We start from the raw sequence: 11434 nt of genomic DNA on the forward strand, positions 1-11434 counted from the left end.
CCATGAACAGCTTCATCGGCGCGCATCCCCTGCGCACCCTTCTTTTTCTGGCCGCTTTGGCGACGACGTTCTTTCACGACACGTTGCAAGCCGAGGAAGAAAAATGGCAACTGGCGATGAACAATGCCGAGTTGCGCGACATCGTTGAAGAAATCTCGACCATTCTCGGGACCACGGTGGTGCTCGACCCCAGAGTGTCCGGGCGTATCACCGTCATGTCCCGCCAGGCCCTAGACCGCGAGGGCGTTCGCCGGTTGTTTTATTCGGTGCTCGATGCCCATAACTTTACGGTGATCGACGAAGGTGACCGCATTCTGATCACGCCAGTCACCGAGGCGAAAACCCGTGCAGGCCAAGGCACGGCAAAAAACGCCACGGCGTCGCAGTTCGTCACTCGGGTCATCGAACTGAACACCAGCAGTGCCTCCGATATTGCCGGGCTGGTCCGGCCGTTGGTGTCGGTCAATGGTTACGTCGGCCCATCGGTGTCGGCCAATGCGCTGGTCGTCACCGATACGGCGGCCAATGTGGAGCGCATTGCCAAGGTCGTGGGTCAGCTGGATTCGGGGCAGAACAACCTGCATGCCGTGGTGCAGATGCATCACGCCCAAGCCGCCGACGTGATGACGATCATTGAGTCTTCGCTGGGCAAGCGCAACGCAGATACGCCGATCCAAGTGCTTGCCGACACCAGAACCAATCGACTGATCCTCATTGGTCCACCGTCGGTGCGCCAGCGCCTGATCGACCTCGCACGCAGTCTCGATACACCCGCCACCGCATCCCTCGACAATGCCCGGGTCATTCGCCTGCGCCACAGCGATGCCAAGCAGTTGGCCGAAGTGCTCGAAACCATGGGGCAGGCCCGAAAACAGGCATCGACCTTGGGCGGCGTGAAGGATAACTCGTCCGGCGCGACGTTCATGATCAAGGCCGACGAGAGCCAGAATGCGCTGGTGCTGATTGCCGAGCCCGCGCAAATCCGCACCATCGAAACCATCGTGCGCCAGTTGGACCAGCCCCGGGCCCAAGTGCTGATCCATGCCGCCATCGTCGAAATCTCCGGAGACATCGCCGAAGCCGTCGGCGTCCAGTGGGGCATCAGCAGCGGCGACGCGAAGGGCTTTATCAACTTCCCCGGCACTGACATTCCGATCATTGGCGGGCTGACCTTCGACGAAAAAAAGTCGGCCCCGGAAGGCGCGCTCCTGCAACTGGGCAATGACCGCTTTGGTGCGTTGATTTCGGCGTTGGCCAGCAACACCCACAGCAATCTGCTTTCCACACCGAGCCTGCTGACCCTGGACAATCAGGAAGCGGAAATCATCGTCGGTCAAAACGTGCCGTTCAAGACGGGCTCCTATGCCACCAACAGCAACGGTGCGGACAATCCGTTTACCACCGTCGAGCGCAAGGACGTCGGCATCAGCCTGAAAATCAAGCCGTACATCAACGAAGGTTCGACGTTGCGCCTGGAGGTAGAGCAGGAGGTTTCGGACATTGCACCGTCAGTGTCCGGTATCGATTCTTCCGACCTGATCACCAACAAGCGTGCACTCAAAAGCACCATTCTCGCCGACGATGGCGAGATCATCGTGATCGGCGGCTTGATCCGCGACAGCGTTCGAACCCAGCAAAGCGGCGTGCCGCTGCTGCGCAATATTCCTTACTTGGGCGCACTGTTTCGCTGGACCCGGGACACGCAAACCAAAAGCAATCTGATGGTCTTTTTGCGGCCCACCATCGTGCGCAGCAAGGAAGATCTGGCCGACGTGAGCGAGCAGCGTTACAACGCGCTGCGCAAGCTGAGCCAGCCGGGCGCGCACGGGAACAACTCGTTGTTGCTGCCGGCAGAATCGCGTCAGTTGTTCGACCCGGCGATCGATGCGCCCGTGTTTGATTTACGCAAGCAAACCCCGGTTACGCCATGAGCGAAAAAATCGAACAGTTGCCTTTCGGTTTCGCTCGGCGTTTCGGTGTTCTGCTGGCGTGCGAGGGGCCCGACTTGAGTCTTGCGCTGCGGGCCGATACGCCGCTGACAGCGCTGTCGGAAGCGCGTCGGGTGTGTGGACGGAACCTGCCGATCCTGGTGCTGGATGCCGATGCGTTTGCCGTGCGTCTGGCCGCCGCTTACCGAGAAGGTCAGAGCGCGGCAGAGCAGGTGGCCCAGGGGCTGGACGACGAACTGGATCTGCTCAGCCTGGTCGATCAAGTTCCGCAGACTGCCGACTTGTTGGAGCAGCAGGGCGACGCGCCGATCATCCGGCTGATCAATGCCCTGCTCAGCGAAGCCGTGCGCGAGCATGCCTCGGACGTGCACCTGGAAACCTTCGAACACTCGCTGTCGGTGCGCATGCGGGTCGACGGGCAATTGCGCGAAATGCTCAGGCCCCGGCGTGAACTGGCGACGTTGCTGGTGTCGCGGATCAAGGTCATGGCGCGTCTGGACATTGCTGAAAAACGTATCCCGCAGGACGGTCGAATGGCCCTGCGACTGGCCGGGCACGAAGTCGATGTGCGGGTCTCGACGTTGCCGTCGGCGCACGGTGAACGGGTGGTGCTGCGGTTGCTCGACAAACAGGCCGGGCGCCTCGATTTGCAGCGACTCGGCATGCCTGCCGACACCCTCGCGGCGTTGCGCCAGTTGCTTGGCAAACCTCACGGCATTCTGCTGGTAACCGGGCCCACCGGCTCCGGCAAGACCACCAGTCTGTATGCCGCGTTGAGCAGCCTGAACGATCAGACACGCAACATTCTCACGGTCGAAGACCCCATCGAATATCACCTGCCGGGTGTGGGGCAGATGCCGGTCAATCCGAAAGTGGACATGACCTTCGCCCGAGGCTTGCGGGCGATTCTGCGTCAGGATCCGGACGTGGTGATGGTCGGCGAAATCCGTGATCGCGAAACGGCAGAAATCGCCGTCCAGGCCTCGCTGACCGGTCACTTGGTGCTCTCGACGTTGCACACCAACAGCGCGGTGGGCGCGGTGACGCGGCTGGTGGACATGGGGGTTGATGCCTACCTGCTGGCGTCGTCGCTGGTGGGCATTCTGGCCCAGCGCTTACTGCGTACGTTGTGCCCGCATTGCAAGGCGTCGTTTCGCGCCGATGCGGCCATGTGTCAGCGTCTCGGGCTTGATGCGGCGGCGCCACCGCTGCTGTTCAGTGCGGTGGGGTGTGAGCAGTGCCAGCACGGTTATCGAGGGCGGATTGGAATCTACGAACTGATCAGCGTCACGCCGGCCGTGTCGGCGCTGATTCATCAAGGCGCCACTGAGCAGGCGTTGATCGATGAGACGCGCAAGGTCTCCCGCAGCCTGTTTCAGGACGGTCGGCAAAGGGTACTCGCCGGCGTGACCAGCCTCGACGAGTTACTGCGCGTGACCCAGGAGGACTAGCGCGTGCCGACATTCGATTACCGCGCTGACGATGCCCAGGGCCGACGCTGCAAGGGCCGACTGGAAGCCGACAGCCCCCGTCATGCCCGACAACTGATGCGCGAGCGTGGTTTGCGGCCGCGTGAATTGAATGAGGTCAGCACGGGCGGTCCCGCCGGTGCGCAACCCCGCAGCGGACGTTTGGGGGCGGCTGAACTGGCGCTGATGACGCTGCAGTTATCCACGCTGGTTCAGGCCGGTCTGCCTTTGGAAGAAGCACTGGAAGCGGTGACCAAACAAAGTGCCAGGCGCAAGGTTGCCGGGTTGTTGTCGGCAGTCCGCAGCCGGGTGATGGAAGGGCATGCTCTTTCAACCGCGCTGGGGCTGTTTCCCAAGGCGTTCCCCGAGTTGTTTCGCGCCACCGTCGCGGCCGGTGAGCGTTCCGGGCACTTGGGGCATGTGCTGGAGCAACTGGCGGCGTACACCCAGGCGCGTCAGGCTTCGCGGCAGAAAATCCAGATGGCCTTGGTCTACCCGATGATCCTGATGCTGGCCAGCGTAGCGATCGTGGGTTTCCTGCTCGGTTACGTGGTGCCGGACGTGGTGAAAATTTTCGTCGACAGCGGCCAGCCGCTGCCTTGGCTGACTCAAGCGCTGATCGGTTTGAGCGACGGTCTGCGCAACCATTTCCTGGCATTGATGGGCGTGCTGGCGACGCTGATCGGTGTCTGGCGCTGGAGTTTGCGTCAGCCGCTCTGGCGCCTGCGCTGGCATCGCCTGGCGTTGAAACTGCCGGTAGCCGGCGAGGTGTTGCGGGCGATGGAAGCCGCACGGTTTGCCAGCACTCTGGCGATCCTCGGCAAAAGTGCCGTGCCGCTGGTGGATGCGCTGGAAATCGCTGCCGCTGTCATCGGCAATCTGACCATTCGTGCACGCATGGTCGATGTCGCCCGCTCCGTACGCGAAGGCGGAACCCTGACCCGGGGCCTGGAACTCAGCGGTGACATCCCGCCAATGATGCTGCACATGATCGCCAGCGGCGAACGCGTAGGCGAACTCGATCACATGCTGGTACGGGCCGCCGAGCAACAGGAAAACAGCCTGGCGGCGCGCATCGCGCTGGTCGTGAGCCTCTTCGAACCGGCCATGCTGGTGCTGATGGGCGGCGTCGTGCTGCTGATCGTCATGGCCATCCTTCTACCGATTCTCAGCCTCAACCAATTGGTGAATTGACCCATGCAACCTTTACGCAGTAACTCACGCCGCGGGCAACGCGGTTTTACCCTGATCGAAATCATGGTGGTGGTCGTGATCATCGGCGTGCTGGGGGCCATCGTGGTGCCGCAGTTCATGAGCCGCCCCGACCAGGCCAAGGTCACCGCGGCAAAAATCGATATCCAGGCGATCGCCACCGCCCTGGAAATGTACCGCCTCGACAATTTCCACTACCCCTCGACGCAGCAAGGGCTGGAAGCCTTGAGCAAACGACCTTCGGGCATGCCGGCGGCGAGGAACTGGAACCCTCAGGGTTACCTGAAAAACCTGCCGGTCGACCCGTGGGGCACGCCCTATCAGTTTCTCAATCCTGGTGTGCAATCCATCGACGGCAGCTACGACTTGTATTCCCTGGGTTCCGATGGCGTGGTGGGCGGCGAAGGGCATGCGACCGATATCGGCAATTGGGGCAACTGATTCATGCGCCAGCGTTGCCGCGGGTTTACCTTGCTCGAGTTGATGATCGTGATCGTTGTGATCGGCGTGCTGCTGTGCATGGTGAGTCTGGTGGTCGGCCCGAATCCGCTGCGTCAGGCGCAGCACGAAGCGCACGGGATGGCAGGTCTGATTCAACAGCTGCGTGAACGGGCGGTGCTGGATGGCGAGGAATACGGCCTGCGGCTCAGTGACAGCGGTTACCGCGCGATGCGCCTCGATGCTCGAGGCTGGGAGCCGGTGGCTGCGTTTTACACGTGGCCGGAAACCCTGCGGCTACACCTTGAGCAGGATGGGCATTCCCTGATGCTGGGGGCCGATGAGGGACCGCCGCAATTGCTGATGCTCAGCAGCGATGAGACCAGCGCCTTCACGCTGACGTTCGCGACCCGGGACAGCACGCTCCTGAGTCTTTCGAGCGATGGCCTGGGCGAGGCTGTGATTGATGGATAGGGGGCTGTCGCGGGCACGTACGCGTGGGTTCACGCTGCTGGAAATCATGGTGGCCCTGGCGGTCTTCGCGACGCTGGCGGCGGCCGTGCTGTCGGCGAGCCAATACGTGTTGAAGCAAACCGGCGCGGTCGAGGAACGACTCTTCGCCGCCTGGCTGGCCGATAACCATTTGAATGAATTGCGCCTGCAACCCGGGTTGGCCCTCGGTCAACAGCAACGCGTGGTGCACATGGATCGCCGCGACTGGCTGTTGCGCCAGCACATCAGCGCATCGACTGACCCGCGACTGCTCAAGGTCGACGTTGACGTCAGCCTTTCCGGGCGCGAGCAAACCTTGCACCGCGCCACTGGCTGGATACCTGATCGTCATGAATAGGCAATCCGGTTTCACCTTGCTGGAGCTGGTGATCGCCATGGCGATATTCGCGTTGCTCGGCCTGGCCAGTTGGGGGTTGTTCGATGGTGTCGTGCGCACGCAGAAAGGCACGACGGCCCACGAAGGGGAGTTTCGACGGCTGCAACGGGCGGTGGCGGTGATTGAGCGAGACTTGTTGCAGGTTACCGAACAGCCTGTCGTGCTCCAGCCAACGGGGCTGCAATTGCAGCGCAGCCACTGGCGCAATCCTCTGGACCAGCCCCGCAGCGAGCGCCAGACACTGACGTACCGACTCGACAACGGAGTGCTGTGGCGTGAAAGCCAGGGCGAAGGCACGCCCATCATGCAGCGACAAAAACTGCTCGACGATGTTCGGGACTTGAGCTGGCGCTTGTTCGATCGTCAAACCGGATGGCGCAGCGAGTGGCCGGCTGGAAAGGATCTGAGGGCACCGATGGCCGTGGAGCTGCAAGTGTCGGTGGGCCGTTTCGAGGCGATCCGTCGGGTGCTGCTGTTGCCGGGCGCGTTGCCATGAACGGGCGTCAACGGGGCATCGCGTTGATCAGTGTGTTGCTGGTGATGAGTCTGGCGCTGTTGATCACCAGCGGCATGCTGCGCAGTCATCGGCTGTCGTTGCAAAGCAGCGGGAAATCGATGCATCACATTCACTTGCGGCAACTCGCGAGTGCCGGGGAAACCTGGGCGCTTTTGCAGCTACAGGACGCCGCGAATGCTTCGCCAAAAAACGTCGATCTGACCCAGGACTGGGCGCGGACGACGCCCGACTTCGACATCGAGGGCGCGCAGTTGCGCGTCGATATCGAAGACCTCGCCGGGCGGTTCAATCTCAATTCACTGTTGATTCAGGGCCAGATAGATCAGGTCACCCTTGATCGTTGGGGGCGCTTGCTCGAGCTGCTCGATCTTGCGCCGTTGCCACTGAGTCAGGTCGGTGCATTACAGGAGCTGAACCAGCTGCGCCTGCTTCCAGGTGTCGACGGCCCGCTGTTGCGTCAACTGGAACCCTGGGTCGCGGTGCTTCCCGCAGACGCCGCTCTGAACATCAACACCGCGCCGGCTCTGGTATTGAGGGCACTCGATGGCGTGGAGGCGACGACCGCCGAGGCGTTGGTCCGGCAGCGGTCGGCAACTGCATGGGCGAGCGTTCAGGCCTTTACTCAGGACCCGCTGCTCGCCGGCGCAGGCCTGAGCAGTCATGGGCTGGGCACCGGCAGCCGTTGGTTTCGGATCACGGTGCAGGTCATTCAGGGGCAGAGCCGTTTGTTGCTGGCCACTGATGTCGAGCGAGATCCCGACACGCACCACTTCAAGATCCTGCAACGACGTCTTCTTCCTTCGAGTACTCATGAGATGCCGCGATGAACACCTGGCTTTACCTGAACGCCGAGGGCCTTGCCGAGCCGTCGCCCGACTGGCCGTGCTGCCTTTGGTCTTCAACCGGCCAACGTCAGCACATGCCATTGAAACAAGTCGCACAGGCACTGAACGGGCAAACGGTCGATCTGCTGTTGCCCATGGAAATGTGCAGTTGGGTGCGCAGCGATCCGTGGCCTTCCAGGCGTCAGCCCGCTGCGCAAGCCATCGCGTTTGCCGTAGAAGATCAACTGAGTGACGCGCTGGAAAAATTGCACCTGGGCATCGGCGCTCGCGACCGGCAGAGGTGCTACCCGGTGATGGTGATCGGTCGCGAGCGATTCGCCGCTGTGCTCGCGCTGTTGGCCGAGTCGAATGTTGGCGTCCGATCCGTCTTTGTCGATGCCGATGTATTGCCCGGGGCTGAGGCGGTCGTCGTTCGATGGTTCGGTCGATGGCTGATCGGCGGCGGGATGCCGGCCCGCGTGGCCGTATCGGATGACGGGCTGGCCTCGCTCAGACCTGCCTTGCCCCCGGATATCCGGTGGATCGACGAGCGTCACGACGCGGTCGATGTCGACCAGTGCCTGAGCCTTCGCCACTCCCAGGCCATCAACCTGCTGCAAGGAGCCTTCGCCCCGCGCAGCAAGCGTCTGCCCTGGCACATCGGTGGTTTGGCGTTACTGATGCTGTTGCTGTTGACCTGGGGCGCCAGCGCAACGCGAATCCATTTTCTCGAGGGTGAAACCCGTCGGCTCTACAGCCAGAACGAGCAGCGCTTCAAGGCGCTTTACCCTGACCAGAGCCGCATCGTGGATCTGGCGACGCAACTGCGGGTGCTGCAGAGCCAGACCGCCGAGCCGGAGAAGACGCGTATCACCGGTTTGGTGGATCTGGTCGAGCAGGTCATCGGCGCGAGTCATGTCGAAGTGCGGCGCATCGAGCTTCGTGCAGGCGACGGCTGGAAAGTCCAGCTGACCGCCAACAGTTTTGCCGAGCTTGAGCAACTGCGTGAGCGCGGGCGGCAGCAAGGTGTGCCGGTCAGGGTCGACAGTGCGAGCAAAGAGCGCAATCGCGTGCAGGCGACACTGGTCGTGGAGGACAACACATGAAGGTCATCTGGCAACGCCTGTCCATTCGAGAGCAACGACTGCTGCTGGCTGTGGGCGCATTTTTGCTGGCGGTCGTGGTGTTCAGCCTGATCTGGCAACCGACCCGTCAGCGTCTGGAAGCCGTCGAGCGTCGGCATCAACAGCAATTGGCCCTGGCTGCGCAGCTGCAACGGGCGCAACCCCCAAACACCAGTGCGGTCGTCGCTGATCAGCCCTTGTCGTTGCGTATCAGCGAAAGCGTCACTGCAGCGGGGCTCGAACTGCACCAGATGGATGCCGATAACGACCTGTTGCGGTTGACCCTCAGCGGGGATGCGAAGACGCTGCTGCAATGGCTGGATCGTGCCGAGCGGGATGGGGCTTTGGTGCAATCGCTGGTGCTGGAAAAGCGTGATGCGGTGCTTGAGGCGCGGGTGGTGCTCAGGTAGTTGCGGTTGGCGGTCTTTGCGGGCGACAACCGCCACAGCAACGCGAGGCGGCCTTCGGGCCGGCCTGGCTCTTTGATCGTACGCATTCCCCCTGTGAGAGCTAGCAGGCTATCTCCCACAGGGGATCGGCGTACGACTTCAGCTTTTGATCGGGTTTAAACCTGGGCAGCCCCGGGCAACAGCGGCAACTTCGCCAGCTTCAACGCAATCAACAACGCCACCACCAGCAACGCGCCGATAAACAGCCCGATCCCGTTCCACCCACCCAAGTGCCAGAACACACCACCCGCCGTGCCGGCGATGCTCGACCCGGCGTAGTAACTGAACAGATACAGCGACGATGCCTGCCCCTTGGCTTTGGTGGCGCGGCGGCCGATCCAGCTGCTCGCCACCGAATGCGCGCCGAAGAAACCGAAGGTGAAAATCAGCATGCCGATGATCACCAACGGCAGTGGCGTGAACATCGTCAGGGCCAGGCCGGCGAGCATCAGCACGATAGTGGCCCAGAGCACCTGGCGTCGGCCCAGTTTGTCTGCCAATGCACCGATTTTCGCCGAGCTGTAGATGCCCGACAGGTACACCACCGAGAGCAGCCCGACGAAGGCCTGGTCCATGTGGTACGGGTCGGCCAGCAGGCGATAACCGATGTAGTTGAACAGCGTGACGAACGCGCCCATCAGCACAAAGGCTTCTAGAAACAACAACGGCAAACCGGCGTCGCGAAAGTGCATGGTGAAGCCTTCGAGCAGACTGCGCGGGTGCAGCGAGCGGGCGCGGAAGTTGCGCGATTCGGGAAGGATCTTCCAGAACACCGCCGCCGCGATCAGCGCCAGGCTGCCGATCACCAGCATCGCCGTGTGCCAGCTGACGAAGTCGATCAACACCCCGGTAATCAAGCGTCCGCACATTCCGCCGATGGCGTTGCCGCCGATGTACAGGCCCATTGCCAGGCCGATGTGTTGCGGATGGATCTCTTCACTCAGGTACGTCATGGCGACCGCCGCCAGGCCGCTCAACGACAACCCGATCAGCGCGCGCATCACCAGCACGCCGTGCCAGCTCGGCATCATCGAACTGGCGATGGTGCACAGCGCCGCGGCAAACAGCGCCGCCACCATCACCGGTTTGCGCCCGACACGGTCGGAGATCGGGCCAGTGATCAGCAAACCGATGGCGAGCATGCCGGTGGCCACCGAAAGAATCAGACTGCTCTGGGCTGCGTTAATGGAATATTCGTGGGAAAGCAGCGGCATCATCGGCTGCACGCAGTACAGCAGCGCGAAGGTCGCGAAGCCGCCGGAGAATAAGGCCAGTACCGTACGCATGAACATCGGCGTGCCTTTTTCGATGTAGATTTCCTTGAGCTCGGCGACGGCATCGTCCAGCGCGGCGGGCGGAACTTCGTGGGCGAGTGGGGCGACAGCAGTTTTCACTTCAGACCTCGGGGCAGGCAGCCGGTCAGGCGATGAAAAAAGCATATAGCTGCCTAATGATTCAATCCAATATATTGTTCGACCTGTTTAAGAGGTTTTACGACCTAATGGAGTTTTCATGGAATTGCGTCACCTGCGCTACTTCATCGCCGTCGCCGAAGAATTGCACTTCGGCCGCGCCGCTCAGGTGCTGGGCATCTCGCAACCGCCGTTGAGCCAGCAGATCCAGGCGCTGGAGCAAGAGGTCGGTGCGCGATTGTTCGAACGAACCAATCGTCGGGTCGAGCTGAGTGAGGCCGGCCGGTTGTTTCTGGAAGAGGCGCGCCTGGTGCTGGCGCAGGTCGATAAAGCAGCCGATGTGGCACGACGTGCGCAGCTCGGTGAGCTGGGTGAGTTGAAGATTGGCTTCACTTCGTCGGCACCGTTCAACTCGACCATTCCCCAGGCAATTTTTTCGTTTCGCCAGCGCTTTCCGGCGGTGCATTTGAACCTGCGCGAAATGAGCAGCACCCAAGTGGCCGAGGCGCTGGTGGACGAGTCGATCGAGGTCGGGATCATGCGGCCGTTGGGGCTACCGGACTCGCTTAGCGTGGTGGAGCTGATGCGCGAGCCGCTGGTGGCGGTGCTCAGTTCCAAGCATCCGCTGGTTCAGGACAGTGAAGCGGGATTGTTTCTGTCGGCGTTGGCGCTCGAACCGTTTGTGTTTTTCCCACGCAGTTATGGCAGCGGCTTGTACGCTCAGTTGTTGAGCCTTGCGCGGGACGCCGGTTTCAGCCCGCACTTCGCGCAAGAGGCGGGTGAGGCCATGACCATTATCGGTTTGGTGGCGGCGGGGTTGGGTGTGTCGGTGTTGCCGGCGTCTTATCAGCGGATGCGGATAGATGGTGTGGTCTATCGGCCGCTGCTCGATCCTGAGGCGGTTTCGGCGGTGTGGCTGGTACAGCGCAAGGATCAGAAATCCCCCATGGCCAAGGCGTTTGTGGACCTGCTGACGCGCAAGGTCGAACCCCTCAAGTCATGAACGACCCGAACCTGTAGGAGCCGGCTTGCTGGCGATGGCGGATTGTCAGTTGGCATTGATGTCGACTGATCCACCGCTATCGCCAGCAAGCCGGCTCCTACAGGTTTTTTATCGTGTCCATTTGCATGCCGAACAGTCAGGCAATTTC

The 11434-nt window shown here is 61.9% G+C and carries 12 protein-coding genes; 11 read left to right on the plus strand and 1 reads right to left on the minus strand.

The features are described from left to right. Positions 1-2: 2 nt before the first annotated feature. From gspD to gspM, 10 genes are read left to right on the plus strand one after another with little or no spacing between them, the layout of a single operon-like run. Positions 3-1931 (plus strand): type II secretion system secretin GspD, encoded by a 1929-nt coding sequence (gspD, locus tag FBY04_RS01070; protein WP_145314282.1) that lies wholly within the window; start codon positions 3-5, stop codon positions 1929-1931. Next, a complete protein-coding gene (gspE, locus tag FBY04_RS01075; RefSeq protein ID WP_145314283.1) occupies positions 1928-3400 on the plus strand; it encodes a type II secretion system ATPase GspE in 1473 nt (490 codons plus the stop codon). Before gspD ends, gspE begins: the two co-directional genes overlap by 4 nt. Before the next feature lie 3 nt (positions 3401-3403). Further along, positions 3404-4612: a type II secretion system inner membrane protein GspF gene (gene gspF, locus FBY04_RS01080; protein ID WP_145314284.1), complete on the plus strand. Its 1209-nt coding sequence runs from the start codon at positions 3404-3406 to the stop codon at positions 4610-4612. 3 nt (positions 4613-4615) lie between these two features. Further along, complete coding sequence (gene gspG / locus FBY04_RS01085; protein WP_084323140.1) at positions 4616-5071, plus strand: type II secretion system major pseudopilin GspG; 456 nt, start codon at positions 4616-4618, stop codon at positions 5069-5071. A gap of 3 nt (positions 5072-5074) precedes the next feature. Continuing rightward, positions 5075-5542: a type II secretion system minor pseudopilin GspH gene (gene gspH, locus FBY04_RS01090; RefSeq protein WP_084323139.1), complete on the plus strand. Its 468-nt coding sequence runs from the start codon at positions 5075-5077 to the stop codon at positions 5540-5542. Next, positions 5535-5918, plus strand: coding sequence for a type II secretion system minor pseudopilin GspI (gene gspI, locus FBY04_RS01095; protein WP_145314285.1), 384 nt, complete (start codon positions 5535-5537; stop codon positions 5916-5918). The genes gspH and gspI overlap by 8 nt, the downstream gene beginning before the upstream one ends. Further along, a complete protein-coding gene (locus tag FBY04_RS01100; protein WP_145314286.1) occupies positions 5911-6453 on the plus strand; it encodes a type II secretion system protein GspJ in 543 nt (180 codons plus the stop codon). The genes gspI and FBY04_RS01100 overlap by 8 nt, the downstream gene beginning before the upstream one ends. After that, positions 6450-7301: a type II secretion system protein GspK gene (locus FBY04_RS01105; RefSeq protein ID WP_145314287.1), complete on the plus strand. Its 852-nt coding sequence runs from the start codon at positions 6450-6452 to the stop codon at positions 7299-7301. The genes FBY04_RS01100 and FBY04_RS01105 overlap by 4 nt, the downstream gene beginning before the upstream one ends. Beyond that, a complete protein-coding gene (gene gspL, locus FBY04_RS01110) occupies positions 7298-8404 on the plus strand; it encodes a type II secretion system protein GspL (RefSeq protein ID WP_145314288.1) in 1107 nt (368 codons plus the stop codon). The genes FBY04_RS01105 and gspL overlap by 4 nt, the downstream gene beginning before the upstream one ends. Beyond that, positions 8401-8832: a type II secretion system protein GspM gene (gene gspM, locus FBY04_RS01115; RefSeq protein ID WP_145314289.1), complete on the plus strand. Its 432-nt coding sequence runs from the start codon at positions 8401-8403 to the stop codon at positions 8830-8832. Before gspL ends, gspM begins: the two co-directional genes overlap by 4 nt. A gap of 155 nt (positions 8833-8987) precedes the next feature. Here the strand turns inward: gspM and FBY04_RS01120 are convergent, their stop codons facing one another. Continuing rightward, the gene (locus FBY04_RS01120) at positions 8988-10265 is read right to left on the minus strand and encodes an MFS transporter (protein WP_084323133.1); all 1278 of its coding nucleotides are present in this window, start codon (positions 10263-10265) and stop codon (positions 8988-8990) included. Between the two features lie 118 nt (positions 10266-10383). Here FBY04_RS01120 and FBY04_RS01125 point away from each other — a divergent pair, with 118 nt between their 5' ends. Then, positions 10384-11286, plus strand: a complete 903-nt coding sequence (locus FBY04_RS01125) for a LysR family transcriptional regulator (RefSeq protein WP_145314290.1) — start codon at positions 10384-10386, stop codon at positions 11284-11286. The last annotated feature ends 148 nt before the right edge of the window (positions 11287-11434 follow it).

Source organism: Pseudomonas sp. SJZ080, assembly GCF_007828295.1.
Taxonomy (GTDB): domain Bacteria; phylum Pseudomonadota; class Gammaproteobacteria; order Pseudomonadales; family Pseudomonadaceae; genus Aquipseudomonas; species Aquipseudomonas migulae_A.

What these genes read in the sequence shown, in the direction of transcription:
- gspG (WP_084323140.1), top strand. Translation starts at nt 4,616, where the DNA reads ATGCAACCTTTACGCAGTAACTCACGCCGCGGGCAACGCGGTTTTACC.
- gspL (WP_145314288.1), top strand. Translation starts at nt 7,298, where the DNA reads ATGAACACCTGGCTTTACCTGAACGCCGAGGGCCTTGCCGAGCCGTCG.
- gspH (WP_084323139.1), top strand. Translation starts at nt 5,075, where the DNA reads ATGCGCCAGCGTTGCCGCGGGTTTACCTTGCTCGAGTTGATGATCGTG.
- gspD (WP_145314282.1), top strand. Translation starts at nt 3, where the DNA reads ATGAACAGCTTCATCGGCGCGCATCCCCTGCGCACCCTTCTTTTTCTG.
- FBY04_RS01100 (WP_145314286.1), top strand. Translation starts at nt 5,911, where the DNA reads ATGAATAGGCAATCCGGTTTCACCTTGCTGGAGCTGGTGATCGCCATG.
- gspE (WP_145314283.1), top strand. Translation starts at nt 1,928, where the DNA reads ATGAGCGAAAAAATCGAACAGTTGCCTTTCGGTTTCGCTCGGCGTTTC.
- gspI (WP_145314285.1), top strand. Translation starts at nt 5,535, where the DNA reads ATGGATAGGGGGCTGTCGCGGGCACGTACGCGTGGGTTCACGCTGCTG.
- FBY04_RS01105 (WP_145314287.1), top strand. Translation starts at nt 6,450, where the DNA reads ATGAACGGGCGTCAACGGGGCATCGCGTTGATCAGTGTGTTGCTGGTG.
- FBY04_RS01125 (WP_145314290.1), top strand. Translation starts at nt 10,384, where the DNA reads ATGGAATTGCGTCACCTGCGCTACTTCATCGCCGTCGCCGAAGAATTG.
- gspM (WP_145314289.1), top strand. Translation starts at nt 8,401, where the DNA reads ATGAAGGTCATCTGGCAACGCCTGTCCATTCGAGAGCAACGACTGCTG.